Origin of the sequence: Thalassoglobus sp. JC818 (assembly GCF_040717535.1) — a bacterium.
Classification (GTDB): domain Bacteria; phylum Planctomycetota; class Planctomycetia; order Planctomycetales; family Planctomycetaceae; genus Thalassoglobus.
Map to the genome: position 1 here is coordinate 345,060 of NZ_JBFEFI010000004.1, position 24,428 is coordinate 369,487.

Here is a 24,428-nt window from a genome sequence, read left to right on the forward strand (position 1 = left end):
GAATCAGTCTACCCGGTTGGACTTTCCTCTTCATCAACGGTTGAAACGTCGATCGCGTCGATGGCACGCTCGATAGAATCACGATAACGCCTGCTTTCTGTTTCTTCCAACAGCTGACGCAACTTCGGAAGAGCTTCACGAGCATCCGGGCCAGCCTTACCGAGCAGGAAGAGTGCGTAATAGCGCTTGCGGTAATTCTCAGAATCCAAACCTTCGATCAACAGCGCAACTGATTCGGGACCGGCAGCATCGATGGCACGCAGGGCATCACGAGCCATGTTTTCGTCTTCATCGCTGTCGAGCATTGCGAACAGAACCGGAACAGCTGCTTTCGCGTCGGGACCCATTTCTCCCAGAGCTTCGGACGAATCACGTCGGACTAGCCAACTCTCGTCGCGGAGTGCCTCAATGAATACAGGAATCGTCCGTGACCGATCCGGCTCAATCGAAGCCAGACACCTGACAGCACTGGCCCTCAGATCTTCATTGTTTCGATCGAGAAGCCGAAAGACCGATGGCGAACTCTCAGCAGCGAGAGTCTTCATCGTGGACAAAGCATCCAGGACTTTGGCCAGGAGTTCCACATCGTCGCCTTCTTTTTCGAGAAGCAATGAGAGTTGTTGCACAGTCTCATTATCAGCGACAGCAATCGCTTCGATTGCAGAAATGACAGCTAAAGTCATCTCGCGATTCTCGGTGTGCAGCCGTTCTCGCAAAGCTGGCACAGCTGTCGCTGCTCTTTCCTTGAAGGCTTCCAGGGCATGGCAAGCTGTAATCACAACACTTTCGTCATTGTCACTCAACGAAGACGTCACGGTCTCAAGTAGCGGAACGCAAACCTCTGGATGCCCAGCAACCGTTTTCAATGCGCTCTGTCGAACCATTCCTGAATCATCTGCGAGACCTTCTCGGACGATTTCCTGGAATTTGTTCTCAGGCAAACCCAATCCGCCGAGGACGGAAAGCACTGTCGCACGCACTTCCGGATCGGGGTCGCTCCTCAACGCTAAGAGGGACTGTGTTGTTTCCTCATTTAGCTGAGAGAGGTTTCCAATCGCTCTGGCAGAAGCTGCTCGCACGGAAGCATTCTCGTCTTCAAGGCCACGCTGTAACCCAGGCACAGCTGAAGGAGGAGTCACCTCAAGGTTTCCGATCGCACGAGCTGCGGCTGCTCTCAAATAGGCTTCTGAACTGTCGAGTGACTCAACGAGCGCAGGGTAGGCTGTCGGTCCGATGCCAGCGAGTGCCAGTGCCAGCGACTGTCGAGATTGGTCAGGGTCTTCAAATGCTGCGAGAATCGGTTCAACTGCCTGAATCCCGATTCGGCTGAGTGCTCGGACAACTTCTTCATCTGAGCCTTCTGTCTTCAAAGAAGCAATCAAAGCTGGAATGGTGTCTGCGGCTGTCGAACCCAACATTCCGATGGCGAATGCAGCTGAGGATCGCTTCTGAATGTCTTCACTGCTGAGCATGCTCGTCAGTTCGCCGAGAACGGAATCCATTTCGTCTTCGAGCTTCATCAACGCGAGGACGGCATTTCCCCGAACTTGAGAGCTGGGGTCAGCGAGATATCGGAACACGAGCGGCCTAAGCTCATCCTGATCGAGGCTGCTCCCCGATAATGCAAGAATCGCAGCTGCCCGAGTGCTCTCGTTCTCGTCGCTCAGAATCTTTTGCAGACCTTCAATCGCGCTCGGATCGGTCACGGGGAAGGTTGTAAGACCTTGTGCAGCGAGCATCCGCACGTCTTCGCGATCATTCTGAAGTGCGACAGCGAGCGATTTCTCAGCAACTCCGCCAAGTCGAGCGAGTGCGACAGTGGTTCTTTCACGCACTGTCGCTGAGTTATCGCTTAACAATGCTTCCAGGACGGGAATTGACGTCGAAGCCGAATCTGGAATCCACCCTAAAGCGTCGGCCGCCGCTCCACGGGCCCGATCCTGATAGCCGCGAGTCGTCGCAATGAGTGGCTCGACTGCTTTGCTTCCAATCTGACCTAGGACCCAGGCAGCACGATAGCGAACCTGATCCTCGTAGCGGTCCAGATTCTCAATCAATGTGGGAATCGCTGACTCGGCACGAGGCCCGATACGTGCAATTGCCATGGCTGACTGAGTCCAGACCTGTTGATCTTTATCACTGAGGCCTGAGATGAGTGCTTCGAGTGCCGGCTCTGCATCGGGTCCGAGTGCAGCCAGAGCGTAGGCTGCATCGCGACGCTCCTCCAACTCACCTGTTTGAAGGGTCTCTGAAAGTTCAGCGACAGTCGGCCCATCCGATTGAGCGACGAGTTCAGTCTGACAGACCGAGAAGATTGCGACGAGGAAAAAGACGACTGACCAGATTGATCTCGTGGATGCCACACGCATTGAACAAGTCCCCTGATTCGACCAGCAATGCAGGATCTCGAACCATTTCAAAGTGTCATTATCTTCAGTACCAACTTCTACAGAGTCTCAATTGACACTCAGATGTCATCGACTGAGTGTCACCATCCGCGAACAGGTCTGCTTCTCACGAATCGAGCTTGATCGCGAGAAGTGACAACGGCGTTCACTCAGATTTGTAGACCGGGAATTCTGCCGGTGCTGTCACCGACGAAATCAACCGGGGTTCCAAACCGATCGAGCATCGACATGAACAGATTGCACATCGGAGTTTCTGTCGGAACGGCCAGATGTCGGCCGGTGTCGATGGTGCCTCCGGCTCGACCTGCGAGGATCACGGGAAGGTTTTCGTTGTTGTGACGATCGCCATCACTCAAACCAGATCCGTAGCAAACCATTGTGTTGTCGAGCAGGTTGGAGTCTCCGTCAGGAGTCGCTTTCATCTTCTCGAGGAAGTAAGCCAGTTGCGCGACGTGGAAGCGATTGATCTCGCTAATCTTGGCCAGCTTCTCAGGCTTACTTTGATGGTGCGAAAGATCGTGATGGCCGTCATTGACATTGATATGACGATAGCTTCGATTACTTCCCGCATCAGCGAACATGCAGGTCGCGATGCGTGTCGAATCCGTCTGGAAGGCGAGGACCATCATGTCGCTCATGAGCCTCAGATGTTCCGTGTAATCGCCTGGAACTCCTTCCGGAATTGGATAGTCAATGTCGACAATTGAGCTGCGATCTTCGTTGGCTCGTTCGATTCGTCTTTCAATTTCGCGAACGCCTGTGAGGTATTCATCCAACTTCTTCTGGTCATCACGACCGAGTCGGTTTTGAAGCCGTTTCGCATCGTCGCTCACGAAGTCGAGAATGCTCTTTCGAAGCTGTTCTCGCTTCTTCTGGCTCTTGTCGACCTCAGAGCTGCTTCCCTGACTGAACAACCGTTCGAACGCGGAGCGAGGGTTGGTCTCTTTGCCCAATGGAGTCGATGAAGACGACCATGAGATGCTGGACGAATACGCGCAGCTGTAACCAGAGTCGCAGTTGCCAGCTGTTCGTCCCGGTTCGCAACCGAGTTCGAGGGATGCGAAACGAGTCGTTCCACGCGAAAGATTGGCTGCGACTTGATCGACCGAGACACCAGAGCGGATGTTTGATCCATCAGTCTTGCGAGGTTGCGCTCCGGTCAGGAACACCGATGCACTGCGAGCATGGTCTCCGGGACCGTCTCCGTTGGCGCGACCTTTATCGTGAGTCAAACCACTGATGACCAGCATGTCATCGCGGACTCGTGAAAGTGGCTGCAGGATGTGCGGCAGGTCGTAACCGTATCCGAACTCCTGAGGAGTCCAGTCGGCAAGATGAACGCCATTCGGAACAAAAATGTACGCCATGCGAACTGGCTGTTTCGCAATCTGGCTACCCGCCATCGCCACGCGGGGAGCGACAGATTCGAGAAACGGAAGTGTCAATGACACGCCCAAGCCGCGCAGGGCGGCACGTCGTGAGAGAGGTATATTCGCAATCGTCATCTTGATCACCTCACTTCGCTCAGTAGAAACGGATCACTTGTCACAATCGCTGTAATAAGTGCTGAAAATCGATAGTTGTTCTGCTCAAGCTCTGCGACAATTTCGTTGACCGCACATCGGTCGAACGATTCCAATTCCCGTCCGATCGCATACGTCAACAGTTTGCGTGTGAGACACAAACAAAACGCATCACTTTGTTCTTCGGCAAGAATCTGCATCAGTTCATCAGCCCCCTTGAAGTCCTGACCGCCGGGAAGGACACCTGACGCGTCGATGTCGAAACGACCGTCACGATCTCTCCAGGCGCCGATGGCGTCAAAATTCTCCATTCCGAATCCGATGGCATCCATTTTCACATGGCAAACCGCACAGGCGGGGTTGGCCCGATGCTGTTCCATCTGTTCGCGGAGAGTTCCCAAGACGTCGCCACCTTCCTCAAGTTCCGGGACATTCGGCGGCGGTGGTGGAGGTGGCTCTGCGAGGATATTGTCGAGAACCCACTTTCCGCGTTTAACCGGAGATGTTCGGGTTGGATTCGAGGTCAACAACAAAATACTGGCGTGAGTTAAAACCCCACGACGCCCTTGAGGTAGCGAAACTTGTTGGAATTCCGAACCGGAGATCCCGGGAATTCCGTAATGCTCGGCTAACCGGTCGTTCACATAGGTGTAGTCAGCGGTCAGGAACTCGACGATGTTTCGGTCTTCGGTGATCATCTTCTCGAAGAAGATCTCGGTTTCCTGTTTCATTGCATTTCGCAGGGTCGCATCGTACGTCGCGAACAATTCCGGGTCCGGGCTGAGACGTTCCAGATCTCGCAACTGAAGCCATTGACCGGCGAAGTTTTCCACGAGAGCTGAAGCTTTCGGGTCTTTGAGCATTCTCAATGCTTGAGCACGTATCGTCTCGGGATTACTCAACTCGCCGCGTCGAGCAAGTTCAAATAACTCCTCGTCCGGCATTGAACTCCAGAGGAAGTAGGACAATCTCGAAGCCAATTCATAATTGTCGAGATGGCGAATCTTGTCGCTGCCCGGTTCCTCGGTCGCACCTTCAGCACGAAAGAGAAACTTGGGGTTCGCGAGTACAGCTGTCATGACAGCTTGTTGAATCTCTTCGACAGAGTAGTCGTTTTCCCATGCAAAACGCATCAGGTCAAACAGACGCTGCGATTCTTCTTCGGCAATTGGACGGCGGAACGCCCGTGAGGCGAATTCGTCAATGTTTCGACGAGCCACTTCGACGCGTTCTTCATCGTTCTGTGGGACGTGTGGAAAGACTCGTTGGCGGACGTTTTCGTCTGAGATGACTGCCTCCGCGACTTGTTCAGCAGCAGCGAGATACTTCTCCATCAGCACCGGCGGGATCGTCAGCACGTCGCCGATATTGTCGAAACCGGCTCCAACATCATCCGCGGGAAATGAATCCGCGAGGTTCAGGTTGAGACCGGTCAAATCGCGGATTGTATTGTCGTACTCCGGACGATTGAGACGTCTGAGCGTCACTTTCCCGGGGTGTCGTTCGCTGTCACAATCGTAAGAAGCTAATTCTCTTTCGAGAGCAGCCAGGATCTCGATCGACTCTTCGCCGGAAGGCTGGTCGGCGTCGGATGGAGGCATTTGCCCCTGACGAATCAACCGAGTGACCTTCTCCCAGAATTCCACTTCTTCCTGGATGTTCGAAGAGTTCGTGAAGCGATCAAATTTCACACCCGATTCCGCGAAATCCTCTGTATGACAGTCCCAGCAGTACTGTCGCAGGAATGGTGCAACGTGCTCCTCAAAATGCGACTTGTCGGGATCGTCCGAAACCGGAGCGACCTCTTCAGTCGAGTTGCTTGAGGGAGTTTGCGCACAGACTTCCGGTACCGAGTGGAAGAGGAGAAACCCGGTGGGGAGGACTAACAGTAGGCGGGAGAGTAAGGAGGGCATCACCAAACATTATAACGAGTTCTTATCCGAAATCAAAAGTGCATTCATCAATCTCGGAACGAATTTTCTCAACCGGTCTCACGATGACGATGAGGCGATCTTCGTGAGTTGTTGCGTCGAGTGGTTGACTTCTGTTCGCGTTGTTAGCATGTCGAGGATAAGTATCGGACAGCTGCTCTATGAAACACCGCAACTGTCAATTTGGACTCGTTTCTCCTCCCACTTTCAGGACGACTACCCAATGATTCGCTTCTCTTCGATTGCTTCCCTGCCCCAATTCGCTGCTTGCCTTACCCTGTCACTGGCTGTGATTGGAGCCTCCGGCTGTGGCGAACAGACCGCCAATGACCCAGCTGTGAACCCTGCTCCAGAGGCAGGTACTGAATCATCAGATCCAGGATCTGATGTGAGCCTCGGCGACTCGACCAGTCTCGACACCGGAGTTCCAGCCGGAGCCATCGAACTGACTCCTGAGAACACGACGATCGAGTTCGTCGGAAGTCATGTTGTCGAAGAAAAACCTGACCCAGAAGCCCGCCATGGAAAATTCCAGGACTTCGCTGGTCATGCTGTTGTGAAAGAAGGCGAACTGGAATCGATTCAAGTCGACATCAAGACAGCTTCCCTCACCACAGGCAACGAGAAGCTCGACAATCACCTGAAGAACGCGGACTTCTTCCACGTCAATCAGTTCCCTGCTGCTCAATTTGTCTCCACCACGATCGAAAATGGTGAAGATGGCAAACACCAAATGACAGGTGATCTGACGCTGCTCGAAACGACAAAGTCGGTGACATTTCCTGCGACAGTGAAGACCGAAGACGGCCTGACCGTCAACGCCGAATTCACCATCGACCGCACCGAGTTCGGAATCAACTTTGATCCCACGAAAGTGGACAAGGAAGTTCCAATCACCATCACTGTGAACGCCAAGTAAGTCACTTCCATCACACTGGTGATGCGTTCTTTTGCACGTCGCGAGTCCTGCTCAAGTTTTGGGTCGCCTGAAGCTCGTTCAAGGACTCCCGGCAGCAAAGGGTCACGAGAGCGGCGAGCTGCTAACTGTTGAAATGATTCGGACCGAGGCAATTGCCGCTTCGACCGACAACCTCGACTTCCTCATTGTTGATTGAACAGAAAGACTGCGACTGTGCCGGTTTCACTTGCTGACGTTGGCTACGGATTCCTTTTGCCTGCATTCGCAGCACTGATGTCGCTCGTCCTGTTGCGGCGCATGTTGCCCGAGGATGCTGGCCGTCGCTATGTCCCGATGTTCGGATTGGTGTTGGGGTTTCAGCTGGGATACTGGCTGTTGAATCTGGGACAATTTCCACCGGCTTACCACTTTCACTGGCTTCCGATCGCGATGATTCTTGTGGGGCTGACGTCAGCCGTGACAGAGGCGACTGGCTCCACGATCGTCGATCGCATCCTGATGTATGCTGTCGTCTCGCTGATTGGTTGCTGGTTTCTACTTCCCAACTATCCGGGCCTGCCACTTCCATGGCAGTACACAGCATTGATCGGCAGTGCTGTGATTACGATCGTGAGCCTCGCGAGTCGTCCGCTCGTGAAACAACTGTCCGGCCCGCTGCTAACCGGATCTTATTTCAGCATGCTGGCGATCGGGGCTGTCATGATGGTGCTTTCAGGAAGCATTGGCTTTGGACAAATCACAGGTGCTGCGACCGGTGCCTGCTTTGGACTTTTCCTCGCTGCCCTGCTCGATCCAAAAGCCAATGAACAAGAGGGTCTCGCGTTTCCCGTGATTTTCTTTGCCTTCGCAATGATGATGATCGGGCAGACCAATTCCTTCAGCAACATCCCACAGTGGGCGTACTACATTCTTCCGCTCACACCGATTGGGATGTGGGAAAGCCAGCTTGGATTCTTCAAATCGATGGGCGGCATCGGCGGCTCAATTACCCGCTATCTGGTCGCCATTCATTACAGCTTGATTGCTCTCGGAATTGCCCTTTACGCAGAGTTTGCCAGCTAACCCCCGAACGGGATCACAGCCCACAGCGTACCTTGTGCTTTGGGCATCCTGATCAACTCTTCTCGGTGCTGTTTACGCGGTAGGAGTTCAACTCAGCGATTCCGTTTGCGAATTTCGAGCTCACGCTCAGGATCGTGGTTCGGGTTGGGTTGAGGCATTTGAGCATCAATTGACTCGCGCCACTCGCGTAGCTGTTGCTGCATCCGATGAGCACGCGTTTTAAGTCTGATCGAATTTGCTGCAGACTGATTGGATTCTGCCAGCAGGTTTTTCGTTTCAGAGAGATCGTCGGCCAGATTGTAGAGTTCGAGGTCTCCCTGCTCGAAGAACTCGATCAGCTTCCAATCTCCCATCCGAATCGAACCTGCCGGGCGACTGTGGTGATAGTGCGGGAAGTGAAAGTAAATCGCGTCTCGCTGAAGGGTCGCTTCCGGATTCTTAAGCACCGGCACGAGGCTGACACCGTCGAGAGTTTGATGCTCAACGTCTTTCACTCCTCCAATTTCCGCGAGTGTCGGCCAGAAGTCCGTACTGATCGTCGGGTCGGAACAAACTGCTCCCGCTGGAGCAACTCCGGGCCAGCGAACGATTAATGGAACTCGAATTCCACCCTCGTACAACGTTCCCTTCTCATCTCGAAGCGGAGCATTTGAACAGACGATCGGACCTCCTCGACTGGCGGATTGATAGAGTCCGCCGTTGTCTGAGGTGAAGATGACAACTGTGTTCTCAGCGAGTTCCAACTCGTCGAGTGCTTTCATGAGTTGAGCAACACTGTCGTCGACGTGCTCGACCATCGCAGCGTAAATCGGGTTGTTGACGCCCCCCTCCGGTTTTGGTTTCTTTTCGTACTTCGCGATCTTTTCTTTCTTCGCTTCGAGTGGAATGTGAACCGCATAGTGCGAAAGCATCGCGAAGAACGGTTCGTCTTTGTGATCTCGCATAAAGTCAATCGTCTGATCGGTCAGAAAGTCGGCGAGATAGGTTTCGTCAGGAACTTCGACGGGTGGATTGGTTCGGAAATTCGGAGCAAAGTGACGTCCGCCGGTCACAAGCGAAACGTCATACCCCTGACTGTCCGGTTCCTGCTGCTGATTCCCGAGATGCCATTTTCCGAAGTAACCGGTCGCATAGCCTTCTTCATGAAGTGCTTCCGCAGGAGTCACAATTTCGAGCGGAAGATGATTCGCAACTTCTGGAACGAGAAGCGGAGCAAACGGTCGGCGATGTCCGGGGATGAAATCGGTAATCCCCAGGCGAGCCTGATATTGTCCACTTTGAATCGCAGCACGAGTCGGAGAACAGACAGCACCAGCTGAGTAGAAATCGGTAAAGCGAACACCCTCGCTGGCAAGTCGATCAATGTTCGGTGTTTCGTGGAATTGACTTCCGTAGCACTGCAGATCAGCCCATCCCATATCGTCAATCAGAATGAGTAGTATATTCGGCGGTTGATCAGCGCCTTGAACTCTCTCTGCTTGAAATGGGATGAAAATGAGACCGATGAGAATCAAATACAGACGGTTCATAAAGCAATTTCCATGAGGCGCCGGGGAAATCCGAGAGTGCAGAATGAAGCCTCGCAAGGGAGGAGTCTCCGTTCCACCATCAAGACTCTAAACATCGCCCCAAGCAATGTGCAATCGAGTCACAGATTCCGTGGTCGATGCACGCCGGTTCCATCACATGCAGAGTGGTGGGTGAGCAAGAAAAGTTAGTGCCGGTCATGTGCCCGCTATGAGAATCGAATCACCGCGTCTGCTTCCCCACCGTTGCCGATGCTTCGGAAGTAGATCGACACATCACCATCGGAGCTGATTTTGGCGGGAATCCCTCCCCACTTGAGAGCAGAAACGGCGGCTGTCGTGCGAGCCCCGACATGACTTCCGACTTCGGGATGCTGTTCGACCAGAGCACCGATCGCGAGGATTCCATCGTTGTTGAAAATGATGGCTCCATCGATGCTGGAGAGCTCAATGAGAATTCGCCGCTTGCGTCCAAATGGGTTTCCGGTCTCGCGAAAGTTTACTCCACTCACGACGCTCTCAATCATCTGAAGCTTAGTGTTCCGCATTTCAGACAAGAGGCTCTCGTGATTGATCACATGATCGAGAACGAGCGATTCAGGATCATAAACCAGCAGCCCGCCATGTCGCCGAAAACTTAAGTCAAACAACATGCTGAGAAAAGTGCACGCAACTGACTCGTGTCCCACTGCGTCGCCGATGGCTTCCTGAAATGGGACGTAGTCGTAAATCCTCCACATCCCCTTGCGGCTGGCTGCGATGACGCCGGTTTTATCCATGATCAAGACGTCTCTATTCTCGGTGATGTGCAATGAGAACCGAGCTTGGGGATCATCATTCAACAGGCAGAAAAACGGATGCAGAAACTGTGGGTAGGTCGAATCGGCATTCGTGTTGACAATCTGCGACCACGAAATCTCCTCGTAGGAGATGCTCCGCATTTGAAAGTCTGAACGCACAAAGGTGTATGCCGACGTCGCGATGCGATCGATCTTCTTGTTGAAAGCATCCTCGTCCAGATCTCCGACTCCTGTCCCTTCTGAGAAGACAAGGTTCATACTCACCGGAGCATTTTCACACGTGCGATACCTGAGATAGTGCACATACTTCAGGACTCGTTTCCAATCGACTTCATCAGAGTGATCGGTCAGCCATTTCTCAACGAGAGCTTCCTGAATGCAGTCTCCGATACTTGCTGAATGAAGACTGACGAGCGAGAAAAACTCCGGCAGCTTGTCCTGAATGTATTCCCACAATCGTTCGGTGCGTGAGGTCAACGGGCGATGCGTCGAAAACCGAAATACATCATCGCCGACCTGTGTCTCGTATCGACACGGAGCATGATCGGACTCGTACCAATGCGGAACGACTCGAACGATGTTGGAAAACGCTTGCTTGAGTGTCATCAACCCCAACCATCCTTGAAGAGAAAGTCCTGCACCTGCTCACACGAAAACGGTGAGTGGGCAGCGTTCTCCCGCTGAGAATAGTTGAGACATTTTTCGGCGCTCTGACAACAGTAGAGCGCGGATTTGATTACATATTCACGATGACTAATCCAAGCAGGCCCGCCATGAGGACGTAATAACAGAACGGAATCAACGTTCGACGAATCGTTTCACCCTCGCGTCCGATCAATCCCACAACTGCCGAAGCTGCCACAACGTTGTGAACGCAAATCATGTTGCCGGCAGCCCCACCGACGGCCTGTAAAGCAACCATCCAGAGAGGATCGACCCCAATTTTTTGACCGACATTAAACTGAAACAGGGAGAACATCATATTGCTATTCGTATTGCTCCCCGCGACGGCAGCTCCCATGCCGCCAATCCAGGGTGCAAAGACAGGCCACATTCGTCCGACAGAGTCTGAGATTGCTGTCGCCAGGGCATATGGCATGGCATCGTAACCAGCGCTTCCTCCGTCGCTTTTCAGAAAAACCTGAACCATTGGAACAGCAAAGAGCAACGCAATCGATGCTTTGCGAATGGTCTTCGTGGAGTCTCCAAAGGCTTGCAGAACGGCTGGGGGCTTCATCCGAAAAATGAAGATCGACATCATCGAAACCAGCACAAAAACTGAACCCGGGACGTACAAGGGCTTCTCTTCGATGGAAATGTTCGTTCCAAACAATTCAGGAACTCGAATCACGACCGAGTTCAGCCACGCTTGATACGGAAGCTGCGGCAAACGGGTCATCACCAGGATCGCCGCCACCAGCAAGTAGGGAAGCCAGGATCGAGCGAGTGACTGAGGAGAATCGTTTTCGATGCCGAGAGACATGCTTCCACTCCATGAAGCGGGCCACATCTTCTCTTCCTGAAAGTCCCACTCCATCCCTGAACGAGGCATCAGGAATCCGCGCCGACTGGCAAAGACGACGACTGACAGTCCGATCAGGCCCCCGAGAAGCGACGGGAATTCTGGTCCAAGCAGCCACGCCACCGCGACATAGGGAATGATCATCGCGAACGCTGCAAACAACGCGAAAGGCCAAACTTCCAGACCTTCCCGCCAGTCTTTTCGTTCGCCAAAGTATTTCGTCAGCATGCAGACGACGAACATCGGAATGGCGAATCCCACGGCCGCGTGCATTAATGCAACTCGAAACCCGATGAGGTGCAATCCCGCATCCGACGAATCGATTCCGATGCTTGAAAAGTACCTCATTACGTCAGGACTTCCCGCCAAACTGTTTGCCACTCCGACTTCGATCGGCGTCCCGACGGCTCCGAAGGAAACGGGCGTACTCTGAATCGTCATTCCGACCATCACTGCAGCGAGTGGAGGAAAGCCCAGCCCGACCATCAACGGAACACCGACTGCGGCGGGCGTTCCGAATCCTGCCGCCCCTTCAATAAACGAACCAAAGAGCCAGCCAATGATCACAGCCTGAATGCGTCGATCGGGTGAGATATCGACAAACGACCGACGAATTCTGCTCAGAGCGCCGCTTTCGCGAAGAACGTTAAGAAGCAATATCGCTCCAAAAATGATGTAAAGCAACCGCAGCGCAATCGCCAGCCCGCTCACTGAAGCAGCTGCGACTTGAAAGAACGGAACACGCCAGACAAACAGGGCCAGCAGGACTGCTGTCAGGAACGAGAGTGGCATCGCTCGACTCGCTGGCCACCTGAGAGCAACCAGAAAGATCCCAACGACGACGATTGGCATCAAGGCCAAGATTGCCAATAACAATTCACTCACGCCGCCCTCAACTTCCATCTCTCGAGGTTGTGTCGACCACTTTGATGGTCTCCGCCCTCGCCTGCACTTCTTCAGTCAGTTGATCGCATGCGGAGGCGTTCAATAACGCTCTGGGCTGTCAATCTAGCGATCAGTACAACTGAGCAACAGAGTCCCATGCGTGAACTCTGATGTTTTTGAGGGCAGTTCAACATCGTCTTTAACACATCGTACGTGCCTCGGTGCATTGATTCCGATTGTCGGAACAACAGAGAATGCAGAAGTCCAACCAATCACTCGAAGAATGACCGTTCGATGCTCAAACCTCAGCCTGCAGCAAGTCCACAAAACTTGACTGTCCTGATGATCTTGTCCGTAGTCACGTTGATGCTCGTTTTGGCTGTCTGTGATTCTGCCGAACCGAAGAGAGATACTCTTCCGAAAATTCTCGCTGAAAGCAGCACTCCTCCGCCGGAGTTGAAAAACGATTTCGGGGAATATCACTCCCTACTTCTTGATCGCAACGGAGACGAACTTTCGTCTTTGGAGAAATGGCAGGTCAGGCACAGCGAGCTTCGAAACGAGTGGACTGAGTTGCTGGGGGCATGGCCTCCGCTCATCGAACGTCCTCAGGTTGAAGTTCTTGATGCGACCGATCGCGATGAATTCAATGAACTCAAGGTTCGCTTCCTCTGGACACCGAAGGAACACACAACGGCTTATATTCTCGTGCCGCCTGGAGAAGGTCCTTTCCCAGGTGTCGTCACCGTTTACTACGAACCCGAAACCGCAATTGGGCAAGGGAAAGAATACCGCGATTTCGCCTACCAGCTGACAAAAAGAGGTTTCGTGACGCTCTCGATCGGGACAACGGAAGCGACCGCACAAAAGACGTACTCGCTCTACTACCCGTCAATCGATAATGCTGAGGTCCAACCACTTTCGATGCTGGGGTACGCCGCCGCGAATGCCTACTATGTGCTTGCAACACGACCAGACGTCGATGCTGAACGAATCGGAATTGTCGGGCATTCGTTCGGTGGCAAGTGGGCGATGTTTGCCTCTTGTCTGTTTGACCAATTCGCCTGCGCTGCCTGGTCTGATCCCGGAATTGTGTTCGACGACGATCGTCCAAACGTGAATTACTGGGAGCCGTGGTACTTGGGATACGAACCACTTCCGTGGAGAAAGCGCGGACTTGTCACTCCTGAGAACCCAGCGAGTGGTCTCTATCCGAAGCTGCGAGAAGCTGGTCGCGACTTACATGAACTGCACGCGCTCATGGCACCGCGCCCGTTTCTGGTTTCAGGAGGATCAGAAGATCCGGTTGAACGCTGGAAAGCACTTAACCGTTCAGTCCAAGTCAACCAACTCTACACCGATGAGCCGCGCGTGTTCATGCACAATCGTCCGGATCATAGCCCGAACAAAGACTCCAACGAGGTCATCTACACCTTCTTCGAGTACTTCCTCAAATCGAGTCCAGCACCTGAAACGCAGGACTAAAGAGCAAGTCTCTAACTGTGCGTGCTAAACGAGCGACAAGTGAAGCAAGAGGGCACAGTCTTTCTTCAAGTAATGCACGACCTGTTCCACGCGTTCCAGCTGTTGATGAGTCGGACTCTTCTCTTTTTGGGCGGGTCGAAACCGGCGGACAAACCGCTCATCGACCGAATCCACTTTGCAGTTCGCAAGGTCAGCTCTGCGGGTCGCTTCCAAAGCGAGTTCACGAACTTCATGCTCTCTCGGAACGTCGTGTCCTTTCTCGTACTGCTTGCCAAGCTTTTGATCGATCATCGACGACATGAGCACTTGCGATTTGAAGTAGTCCCAACGCTGTAACTGACGTGTTGGCCGACCATCATAAGTTAACAACGGAAGACACGAAAACGCCTCAAGGCATAAGATCGCTCCCGGCTCATCGATAGCGATTCCCCCACCAAATGCTGGTTTCTTGGGGACACGTGGCACGCCAACTTCGAAGCGAACACCTCCGCCTCCGAGTTCTCGATTCACCTTGGAAATCTCGAACAGGATGAGCCCAATCTGAAGGGCCGAAGCTGTTCCCGGTTGCAGGTACAGCTTGAGCGGTGCACTGGCACTTCCGGAGATCTCTTTCGAATGGTCAAGATTTCCATTTTCATCGGGAAAGATGATCGAGTCGAAAACGGCAGAGGAACCAGCTACTGCTGCGACACTCAGTTCTTCAGCCTTTGGCAACTCATGCGGTGCCTGTTCGCGAATTCTTTCCAGTTCTCGATCTCGCTGACGCTGCCAGGCGGCTCGTTCCCGCTGAAAGTCATCGATGGCAACTTCCAGCTGTTGAAGCTGCATGGAGACGAATCGTTCGAAACGACGTCCGAGATAGTCGAGGCTTCGCGCATAGTCGAGCAACTCTCGACGCTGCTCGTTGAGGCCGTCGGAATCGAATTCACTGGAGATTGTTTCGGGTGTGCGAACATTCATGGAAAGCTTCCCTTGTTCAAGAGTTCAAGCGGCTCCAGAGCTTGGAGATCCTGCTTGAAAGAGTGGCCCCGCTCGATCCGTTGCGCCCGGTCTCGCGGAACTCCTCACGAATCTCACGTAGTTTGAGATCCGCTTCCTTAATCGCTGCAGACTCTTCTTCTTCCGACGCTTTCGGAGTCGGTTCCAGATCCTGTCGTCGTTTTTCCAGTTCATGCCGCATTCTGGCGATTTCGGCACGTTCCCGGGAGAGTCGAATTTCTTCTTCGCGGGTTGTTGAACCGCGAGCTTCGGTCAGCTCTTGCTTCAACTCAGTGTTCTGAGAGTGAACTTCATCGAGTTCATCCTGGACTTGCGAAACTTGTTGCCGAAGCGAATCGATCACGCGCTGTAAAGATTCCACCTGAATCGAGGAATCAGTGGTCTCCCGCGCGACGAGAGACTCGTTGCGTTGTTCTTCAAGCAGACGAACTTTCTCGTTGAGGAACTTTCGTTCAGCCTCCCACTCAACCGAGCGTTCCTGAAACCTCTCTTCAAATTCCGACAACCACTGCGTGAGCTGTTCACGCTCTTCCGTCTCCGCCTGATTCGCGTCTTCAGCAGTATGCAGCAGTGATTGCAGCAGTTCCAGTTGCTCATCTTTTGTGGAAAGCTCATCGAGCAGTGCTTCTAGCCGCTGAACAAGCCGTTCAACTTCTTCACGAGATGGCAGTGTTTCGTCGAGAAGTTCCTGACCTGCCCGAGCAGTTTCAGCATCTTGCGACTGCAATTGACTGACTTGAGATTGAAGTGCCAACACTTCTTCCCGCAGCAATTCAATCATCTCTTCCTGAAACGGATCAGCTTCGAATTCGACCTTTCTGGAGGTCGCCTGACTGAGACGCTCTCGGAGAATCTCGTTCTCCGCAGAGAGAGTCTGAAGCTCAATGGCTAGATCCGTCATCTCCATCGCTGAAGCAGCCGCAGCGACTGTGTTGTCACTCGTAGACTCATCCTCTTCCAATTCAAAGTCATCAATCGATGGCTCATCGTCGAGGAAATCATCAGACTCAGAGAGTTGATCACTTAGCGATTGAAGAGTCTCAAGCACCGGAGGACTCTTCGGTGCAGGACTCGGCGGAGGTCCCATGCTCTCTCGCGGATTCATCACTTTCAGCGCGATCACACATTCGCCGACTTGAACGTCACAGTCATAGTCAATTTCGATCTGTTGAACTTTCTGACTGTTAACAAACGTTCCCGTAGGGGAATAGCAATCACGCAAACTGACGAATCCCTTCTCGATCGTCAGAATACAGTGAGTCCCAGCAATCCCGTTTCCATTCAGTCGGAGTTCTGACAAGTCATCGGAACCGACGGAAACGACATCGCCTTCTTTGAGATTACGAGTGATGTAGGCTCCACCCGGAATCTGAACGGAGATTGTTGCTCCGACTTTGCGATCTTCTGTGGTGTCCATAGTTCGCCCCTAGATCTTCCCAGCTGTACTCAGCTCTGAGTTGGAGGAATGTCGCTGATCACTTTGGCTCGACTTCGCACCATGACGCAATTGCAGCTCTTCCAATGCAGTCACTACGTTTTGCTTCGAAAACGGTCGCGAGATCACTTGCGAGTGACGAATCGCCTCGGGGATGTCTGACACCGATCGCTCTTCCGGCAGGATCAGGCACAAGTTGTCCAACTGCGAAACGTCAGATTCACTTCCAAGACAGGCTGGCCACTTCAGTTCTTCATCGCTGGACAGTTCGATCACGATCACATCTGGAGTGCTCCTCTTGAGCAGAAGCTGCAGCCCGAATTCATCGCGAACAACTTTTCCGCTCCAGCGATTCTCGGTATCTGCGATGAGTTCGCGGAAGATAAGGGAACCTTCCGGATTCGATTCGAGAACGATCATCTCAGAACCCTCCGCTAGTGGCTGAGCGTCAATCCATTCCGCCAAACGCAAGCCTTCAAGAACACGTTCCGCTTCGTCCAATGGAAGGTCAGCCCGCGTTGCGATCTCTGCTGTCGTGACCGGTTCTGTATCGAGTTGAGCGAGCACTTGAACATGCTTTGCCGAGAGACCGGAACGGTCGAGGTTTTGACCGCGAAGGGCACGTCGGAGCCATCCGATATTGTATTCGTAAGTTGGAAGTTCGCTCGCATCACAGTGCAGCATCGCTTCCACAAGGAGTGCAGAAAGACTGATTTCCAACGGAGCTCTTCGAGAAATTGCTGGCATTTCCCGTTCCGGATAGAAGCTAAACGCCTTCGCATCTCCGTTAAAGCAGAGTCGAGTCAGGTAGGCTGCCTGGAATCGCAATAAGGTCTTGAGCATTCGTGGATCGATCACTTTGCGATCGAGAAGCTCAACAAGGCCATCGAGTTGGGACGACGCTCCACTGCTCATGGTAAATCGAAGTAGCGGTGCCAGGTTTTGAAGTGATTCCGGAAGCGTTTCCGCGACTTCTTCCGCTGTCACTGACGCGGAAACGACCGATTGAAACCGTCCGTTTTGAATGAAAAACAGAACACGATGGCGTTCGAGCTCAATCTCCAAGAGTCCGGACTTATTGCCGTTGTTCAAAAAGTCAAAGACTTCTCGAAGGCCGACCCAACCAAACGTTCCCGATAGAGAAGTGTCATCGAGCCCGTCGACGACTTCCGGAACAGCTGTTCCACTGGTCTGAGACGAAACGATCATCGCACCAACTTCAAGTGCGTTGGCGACAGTCGTTTTCAAGAGTTCTGGCTTGAATGGTTTTGGCAGCGAGTCGACGACGTTCGGAACGTCCATGTACTCGATGTAGGCCTGCTTTCTCAGCGTCGACGAGACCACGAATGGCACATTCAGACACTCCGGCATCTGAATGATTTTCTTGCAGACCTCAATACCTGTCGTTCCAGGCAGCTGATGGTCGAGAAGGATCAGATCCGGAACCAGCTGTGGTGCAAGCTCCAAACCTTTCTCGGCGGTCGGTGCCAAAACGACCCGATATCCTTCTTGAGTGAGGTGGCTGTCGACCATCTTTCGGATAGTCGCACTATCGTCGATCACGAGAACAGTCTGTGCTGACATCTTCTTCTCCAGGATTTTCAAGCCTTCACGAATCGAATGATTCGGACGCGAGATCTCCAAAATTTACTTTGCAGTTTGAGTTAAAGGGTTGGAATCCAATGTCGATCAACTCGTAACCAACGAATGACTCCGATTGTGCTCGCGGATAGTTCGCACAATCATTTTGACCATTGAATCTGATACAGGTTTCGTAAAGATCCGATTCGCGCCGAGCGCTTCGAGTGAACTGACCGACTCTTCATCCTGACGACTTGTGACGACGACAAACGGTAAATCGACATAACGATTCAACCGCCGGACTTCGGCCAGGAAATCGATTCCGTTCATGCGCGGCATATCGACATCCGAAACAATTCCAACACAGTCACTGGTGCGAAGCAGATTCATGGCCTGAATTCCATCAGACGCTTCGATCGTTTCGTACCCGTGTGAATGCAGTTTCTTGACGAGAGATCGTCGAACACTTAGTGAGTCGTCGACGACGAGAATCTTGAGGTTCTGGCTGTTCAAACCATGTTTTCGAACTTCGGCAAGTCGCCGTCGTTTGTGGGCTTCCGGTGTGTTCTCTTCAGCGAACTCCGCATAAGCCTCACGTGAAGTGAGTCCGTACTCGACAAGTCGCGGAACGTCGAGGACCATGACCATTTCAGCTTGCCCGGAGAGTGTCACTCCTGAGAAGCAATCATGATTCGCCAGCATCGGCGGCAATGATCGCACCACAACTTCTTCGACCCCCACGACTGCGTCGACGAGAATGGAGAGATTGGAGTTTTCTGTAGTCGCTCCGCCCGACAGTCCTGGCTCTTTCGCCTGTTGTCGAAGTGTAATGACGCGCTGGTTCATTCCCGGAACACCGTCCAGTCCAAGCAGGAACTGCAGCGAGACCAGGTTGGAATCCGAGACCTGCGATTCATCCGCTTCTGTCCCGGCGATTGAGTGCATCGGCAGTGCGAAGAGACGTTCGCCAACCTTGACGACCATTGCATGTTCAATCGTCGACCGCAGCGGAATTTGCATACGAATCGAAGTAAACTGGCCAGCGACGGTATCGATGTCCAATCGACCACGCATCTCGCGAATCTGTGATGCAACGACATCCATTCCGACGCCGCGACCGGAGATCTGATTGACCTCTTGCTTGGTCGAGAATCCCGGTTGAAGAATCAGTTTCCAAAGCTCTTGCCGAGACACCTGTTCGCCAACGCGAATCAGCCCCATTTCCCGGCCCTTCTTTTCGAGCTTCTCTTCGCTCAGTCCACGTCCATCGTCACGGACCTCGATGTATAAAGAGGTCGCATCCGACCATGCTTTCAAGTGAATCTTTCCTGTTGATGGCTTGCCGAGCTTTTGTCGATCGGAACCAGATTCAATTCCATGGCAAATGGCGTTTCGAACCATGTGCATCAGCGGCTCGTACAACCGATCTTGAAGCGAACGCTCTGCCCGGGTTCCTTCTCCGTGAAGAATCAACTCGACAGGCTTGTGTTCGACTTTGCTCGCCTCTCTCGCCACTCGCTGTAGCCGTCGGAACAGACTCGCCACCGGCTGACGTCGAAGTTCGAGCATTTCACTTCGAAACCGACCGATGAGGTGCGAAATGAGAAAGTTATCCTGTGCCAACGGATCACAGATCTGACTCATTGTTCTGCCAATCTCCCCAACGTCTTTAGAGATCTCGGACAGAAGTGAGTTCAAATCCTGAAGCTGCGACTGAAGGCTGCGCCCGTGCCCGGGTGTACTTGTCGTGAGTCCTGATTCGCGCTTCTGCTGCTGCATCAGGCTCAGCGTGTCGATCACACGAATTCGAGTCGCACAGCTGTTAACTTCGTGATGAAGTTCTTGGAGTGAATTGACATACGTATCGCGGCGATTCCGCAGCATGACCAATTCAGCGAGAAGATCCATTAAGCGATCGAGTCGAGACGTTTCGAGTCGAACGACACCTTCAGGACTCGCAGAGAATCCGGAATCAAGTTGAGGAGCATTTTGAACCGGACGCTTGTCTTCTTGATCCGGCTGAGATTCCTGGCCAGTTAAGAGCTGTTCGAGCTGTCGTCGGACCGAATCAACTCCCTCCAGAAGAAGGTCTGTGTTGACGCTGGCCCCTTCACGAGTCATCGCTTCAACGTCGTTCTCTAACCCATGCAGGTAAGAAGCCAAACCACTTAAACCGACCGTTGCCGAAGCCCCTTTCAGTGTGTGTAGCTCACGGCAGAACTGCTGGAGTGGAGCGATTGAATCTTCGGCGTTGTCCAGTTCGAGGAGACAGTTCTCCATACTCGCTAGACAATTCTGAGCATCGTCCACGTAGGCTGTGACAAGCTCGGGATCATCGATCGTTTCGTTTTCAATTTGCGGGGGAGCGGAGTTTGTTTCTGAAGGTTTTTGATCGCTGAATGGATGCTGTGATGGTGCCGGCTTCGGTGCTTCAGTCGGAATCTCTTTCGGAAGCTGATCGAGTGAAGTCAGAATCGCCGAGACATCGATCTGTTCGAACTTCGGGTCATCGGAATCATCTTCAATGTCTTCATGGATCGACGAAGAAGCATCCCACGAGGATGCTTTGGATGCTCCCCACTCAGCATCTGCAGATGCTCGAAACCGTTCGTGCTCAGAAAGGAGATCGAGGTACTCACCCCATGTTGCTTCGATGTCATCGAGGATTGCGGAAACAACGTCATCCGTCGAGGGAAATGCAGCCAGAGCTGTTTCCAGATGAGGAAGCGTGTTTTGGCAGTACTCGCTGATCGATTGAGCCGGAGACGATTCATCATCGAAGTCGGTCGACGTTTGAGCAATCGAAACGAGATCCGTCAGGGTAGAAGCCACCACTGCGATTTCATCAGCGCCAGCGTCGGCTGCCGTGGTTGCCAAGCCGACACATCGCTCTCGAAGCTGCTCCAGCTTCTGTCTGTCGGAGGACTTGTCGAAATCACCCTCTTGTGATCCGGAGTCGATCATTCCGCACCTCCATTCGCTCCAGCTTCAACCAGATTTCGCTCCGGGAAGTCGGCTGCGGGCAGCAATTCAGCAGAAGAGGTATCAGAACTCTTGCTTTGAGTTGAACCACTTCGACTAGATGCTGCATAGGAGGAATCATCGCAATGGAACATCGGAGAGATCCATTGCTCCAGATCTTTGGTTACGCCAATCAGGTCAGTTGTTGTCTGTCGAATGGTGACCGATCGGCCGTGCATCTCTTCGGAGTAAGTCGAAACGCGTCGCATCGAGATGATCATCTCCTGAATTCCGCGAAGCTGATCCATGGTCACGCGGGAAATTTCACCGACCTTCTCGGCCGATTCATTCGCGGTCTGTTTGATCTCCTGAAGCGACGCCCCAGCATCATTGACTCGAACGACTTCCTCTTGAACGAGAGTTCGTTCTTCCGCCATCGTGGTGATGGTGTCTTGAGTTTCCATTTGAATCGACTCGATCAGGTCAGCGATTTCTCTCGATGCGTTGCTTGTATGTTCAGCCAGCTTGCGAACTTCTTCTGCCACGACAGCGAATCCGCGTCCCTGCTCACCAGCCCGGACAGCTTCGATCGACGCGTTTAGTGCCAGCATATCCGTACGAGTTGAAAGTGTTCCCATCGTCTCGACGATTGAGCTGATCTCTTCGGACCGCTCACCCAACGATTGAATTTTTCGCTCGCCAGCTTCCACACAAGCACTGATTCGGTTCATACCCTGAATCAGCTGTTGAATCAGTTGCTGCCCAACGTCAGCAGATTCGGAGGCATTCGTCGCTGACTGATTGGCCCCTTCCGCGTTAGCGAGAATGGAATCAATATTCGACGAGAGTTCTTCGAAACATTGAATGACTTCATCAACTGTTTCTGCTTGTTTTCGAGAGTCAGCAGCCGACTCATGAGCTTTCTGGGAAATCTGATTCGTATGGTTCAGAATGCGCCCCACTTCGGCTCCGATCGCCCGAGCCATTCGAGCCAGAACCTGTGCAAGCAATCGACCATCCATTGTGACCGCGCGGGCTGACCCGTTCTTGCTGCTGTTCGGGGCGATTTGTTCTAGAAGTCGTTCAATCTCTTTCCATCCCTCGCGATGCCAAGTCACGCTGCTGCTGATGTGCCGAGCGAGTTCGTCGAGTTCGGTAACACCTGATTTCACATCGCCGATCGGTTTATTGTCTTCTGCACAAACCTCGATCTTTCGAATCGCACTGTTGAGTGCCCAGGCCATCATCCCGGCAGGCACCGCCGCAGCCACAGGCAAGAGAGATGAGTAAATCAGTTGTTCTATTAACGACGGCGAAGAACAAAGCAGCCACACGAGTATTCCTGCCATCGAAACTGATAACAGGTGAGTCAAATAGAGCCGAGTTCTGAATGTCATAGAAATCTCCGAGGAAAACCCCGACGTCGATCTTGGGTGTCAATTGATGTCTGTTGCGACGGTTTGCAGTGGGTTGTTGCGAGTGTTTGCTGATGCGACTTGCTATTTGATGTGTGTTTCGCTGATGTGCTTCACTCGATTTCAGGTCTTGTCCGCACAAGCGAAATCGAGTCGACCACTTAGAAAGTGCTCTCTTGCTTTACGAATTTCGTGACATGACAACGGCATGCTGCTCACTCAGTTCACCACTCTCGTCATCATCCTCATCTGAGAAGTCATCAGTGAGCACATGTCCCTGGTCGAGTCCACGTTTCCAGGAGTCCTTCATTTCTGTTTCAGCCAACTGGCGGAATCGCACATGATCGATCAGACGCACAACACGATCCTGAAGCGTCGCCCACCCGATGACAGTTTCGTTCCATCCGGATTGAGAGTCCTCAGGAGCGTCGGACGTCTCAAGCATCGCCAGCGAATCGACTTCGTCGACGAGAATGGCCCAATCTCCGTCGGTGTCATCTACAATGAGAAGAAATGGCTCGTTGCCACCCGCTTCAGATGGAAGTAGCGATGACAGATTCAGGACCGGAATAAATTCGCTTCGGATGTGACACATCCCAGAGAGAACTCGATGTGTCCGCGGAATCGAGACGAAAGCCGGTCTTGGCATCACTTCGCGCACGACGCTCGCCGGCATGGCGAGCCATGTTCGTCCCTTGCGAAAGATGCAAAACATTGACGTGTGATTCATCCAGTGTGTCCTTGAATTCAGTCCTTACCGCTGTTCGTTTTCGTTCGCTTCGATGAATAAAATTAGCGAACACCTTTGCGACGAAAGTGAAGCGTCCTTCACGGTGATTTCGGAACAGGATCTTTCGGTTGCTGGTTCTGCAAGCGCGCTTCAATTCGTCTTGCCAGGTCACTCAACCGGTCGTGCGACTGTCCTTCTTCCCGATCTGACTCGCTGGCCTGCATGGAATCTCCGTCCAGGACTCCAGATTCAGAATTGGCAATCTTCTGCATCAGTTCTGTCGGAATTGCTTTGGCAAGAGCGGCTTCTTCTCGCTGATGTTCGAGTTCATCATCGGTCCACAATGACTCTTCGAGCTGCATAATCATGTTCCGAAGGTGCTCCCAGTCCTCGCTGAAATAGGAGTCAATCGTTTCCCTCCATTGTCGAACGCTCTCGACCGTCGGAGCTCCATTCCGGAAGGGAGTCTCGTTGGGAATTGTTGTCGTTGTGTTCATCATCGTGTCTCGAATGAAACCATCGGAAGGACGAATTCAGCTGGCTCAAGCGTTGGATTGCTACTCGACAACTCCCCCGCTGATGAATGCTTCGTCTTCGAAGTAGCGACACCACCTCACGCAGAATGTGAATGGAGATGGGAGTTGCTTCAGCTTGACTGTTGGCCTGCAAACGTATTTTCGATCGACCGAGAGAGGCTCAAAATGCATCAGAGAAATTCCGATCACACGACCTTTTTTGTCGTCGATCGTGACGTCTCGCACGATCGCCTGAAGCCTGCGATCTGCAATTTCAACTTCGACTTCGATCGGAAGCGGTTTGCGATCTCCAGCGCGACGACAGTCACTCGGTGAAGACGGCAAACTGAAATTGAATGCTGATGAAGATCCGAAATTGAAGACGTTTGACATGTGTCCCCCGGACTGACGAGAGCGGGAATATTGAAGTGAAATGGCCCTCTTGATGTTCACCCTATTTCATCAATACCAGCGCGCATTCTGATTTCTTCACAGAATCAACGGACCCGCCTTCAAACAGGGGACCGCTGCGAAAACAGGATTGTCAAATCAAGTTTTCAAAATGACAGAACAACGGTTCGACTGCTGCAATCTCCCGTTCTGGCCCACGCGAGATTGTCATTCAAAACCGCATCACTGGCACAACACGAGCATTTCTCACCCACACCGACGGGAATGGGTCGAGCGATTTCGGCTGAAAGCAGAGACGAAAGCCGTCAGCGGAAGATTGA

General features: G+C 52.7%; 17 protein-coding genes. 3 read left to right on the top strand and 14 right to left on the bottom strand.

Annotation, left to right across the window (positions count from 1 at the left end; all coding sequences use genetic code 11):
* Positions 1 to 8: 8 nt before the first annotated feature.
* From AB1L42_RS12415 to AB1L42_RS12425, 3 genes are all read right to left on the bottom strand, one after another.
* Positions 9 to 2,369, bottom strand: coding sequence for a HEAT repeat domain-containing protein (locus AB1L42_RS12415; RefSeq protein ID WP_367055599.1), 2,361 nt, complete (start codon positions 2,367 to 2,369; stop codon positions 9 to 11).
* Positions 2,370 to 2,557: 188 nt separating this feature from the next.
* Positions 2,558 to 3,913 carry a DUF1552 domain-containing protein gene (locus tag AB1L42_RS12420; RefSeq protein WP_367055602.1) on the bottom strand — a complete coding sequence of 452 codons (1,356 nt, stop codon included), beginning with the start codon at positions 3,911 to 3,913 and terminating at the stop codon, positions 2,558 to 2,560.
* Between the two features lie 5 nt (positions 3,914 to 3,918).
* Entirely contained in the window at positions 3,919 to 5,844 is a 1,926-nt protein-coding gene (locus tag AB1L42_RS12425; protein ID WP_367055606.1) for a DUF1592 domain-containing protein, read from the bottom strand.
* Between the two features lie 241 nt (positions 5,845 to 6,085).
* On the opposite strand from AB1L42_RS12425, the gene AB1L42_RS12430 reads away from it, so the two are divergent.
* Positions 6,086 to 6,781 carry a YceI family protein gene (locus AB1L42_RS12430; protein WP_367055609.1) on the top strand — a complete coding sequence of 232 codons (696 nt, stop codon included), beginning with the start codon at positions 6,086 to 6,088 and terminating at the stop codon, positions 6,779 to 6,781.
* A gap of 213 nt (positions 6,782 to 6,994) precedes the next feature.
* Positions 6,995 to 7,843, top strand: coding sequence for a hypothetical protein (locus AB1L42_RS12435; RefSeq protein ID WP_367055612.1), 849 nt, complete (start codon positions 6,995 to 6,997; stop codon positions 7,841 to 7,843).
* Positions 7,844 to 7,935: 92 nt separating this feature from the next.
* Here AB1L42_RS12435 and AB1L42_RS12440 read toward each other — a convergent pair whose 3' ends face one another.
* The 3 genes from AB1L42_RS12440 to AB1L42_RS12450 all read right to left on the bottom strand — a co-directional run bounded on the left by AB1L42_RS12440 (position 7,936) and on the right by AB1L42_RS12450 (position 12,576).
* Positions 7,936 to 9,372 (bottom strand): sulfatase, encoded by a 1,437-nt coding sequence (locus AB1L42_RS12440; protein ID WP_367055615.1) that lies wholly within the window; start codon positions 9,370 to 9,372, stop codon positions 7,936 to 7,938.
* Positions 9,373 to 9,578: 206 nt separating this feature from the next.
* On the bottom strand, positions 9,579 to 10,775 hold the full coding sequence (locus tag AB1L42_RS12445; RefSeq protein ID WP_367055618.1) for a hypothetical protein: 1,197 nt from the start codon (positions 10,773 to 10,775) through the stop codon (positions 9,579 to 9,581).
* 130 nt (positions 10,776 to 10,905) lie between these two features.
* A complete protein-coding gene (locus tag AB1L42_RS12450) occupies positions 10,906 to 12,576 on the bottom strand; it encodes an L-lactate permease (RefSeq protein WP_367055621.1) in 1,671 nt (556 codons plus the stop codon).
* Positions 12,577 to 12,870: 294 nt separating this feature from the next.
* Here AB1L42_RS12450 and AB1L42_RS12455 point away from each other — a divergent pair, with 294 nt between their 5' ends.
* Positions 12,871 to 14,061 (top strand): sialidase, encoded by a 1,191-nt coding sequence (locus AB1L42_RS12455; protein ID WP_367055624.1) that lies wholly within the window; start codon positions 12,871 to 12,873, stop codon positions 14,059 to 14,061.
* A gap of 24 nt (positions 14,062 to 14,085) precedes the next feature.
* On the opposite strand, the gene AB1L42_RS12460 is transcribed toward AB1L42_RS12455, so the two are convergent.
* The 8 genes from AB1L42_RS12460 to AB1L42_RS12495 form a co-directional block, all read right to left on the bottom strand.
* Positions 14,086 to 15,021, bottom strand: coding sequence for a hypothetical protein (locus tag AB1L42_RS12460; protein WP_367055627.1), 936 nt, complete (start codon positions 15,019 to 15,021; stop codon positions 14,086 to 14,088).
* Between the two features lie 16 nt (positions 15,022 to 15,037).
* Complete coding sequence (locus AB1L42_RS12465) at positions 15,038 to 16,477, bottom strand: FHA domain-containing protein (RefSeq protein WP_367055630.1); 1,440 nt, start codon at positions 16,475 to 16,477, stop codon at positions 15,038 to 15,040.
* Between the two features lie 9 nt (positions 16,478 to 16,486).
* Entirely contained in the window at positions 16,487 to 18,079 is a 1,593-nt protein-coding gene (locus AB1L42_RS12470; protein WP_367055633.1) for a response regulator, read from the bottom strand.
* A 105-nt stretch (positions 18,080 to 18,184) separates the two neighbouring features.
* Positions 18,185 to 21,040: a response regulator gene (locus tag AB1L42_RS12475; protein ID WP_367055636.1), complete on the bottom strand. Its 2,856-nt coding sequence runs from the start codon at positions 21,038 to 21,040 to the stop codon at positions 18,185 to 18,187.
* Entirely contained in the window at positions 21,037 to 22,434 is a 1,398-nt protein-coding gene (locus AB1L42_RS12480; protein WP_367055639.1) for a methyl-accepting chemotaxis protein, read from the bottom strand. Before AB1L42_RS12480 ends, AB1L42_RS12475 begins: the two co-directional genes overlap by 4 nt.
* Positions 22,435 to 22,633: 199 nt before the next feature.
* Positions 22,634 to 23,182 carry a chemotaxis protein CheW gene (locus AB1L42_RS12485; RefSeq protein ID WP_367055642.1) on the bottom strand — a complete coding sequence of 183 codons (549 nt, stop codon included), beginning with the start codon at positions 23,180 to 23,182 and terminating at the stop codon, positions 22,634 to 22,636.
* Positions 23,183 to 23,280: 98 nt separating this feature from the next.
* Complete coding sequence (locus AB1L42_RS12490; RefSeq protein WP_367055645.1) at positions 23,281 to 23,682, bottom strand: hypothetical protein; 402 nt, start codon at positions 23,680 to 23,682, stop codon at positions 23,281 to 23,283.
* Positions 23,683 to 23,739: 57 nt separating this feature from the next.
* Complete coding sequence (locus AB1L42_RS12495; protein ID WP_367055648.1) at positions 23,740 to 24,090, bottom strand: hypothetical protein; 351 nt, start codon at positions 24,088 to 24,090, stop codon at positions 23,740 to 23,742.
* Between the last annotated feature and the right edge of the window lie 338 nt (positions 24,091 to 24,428).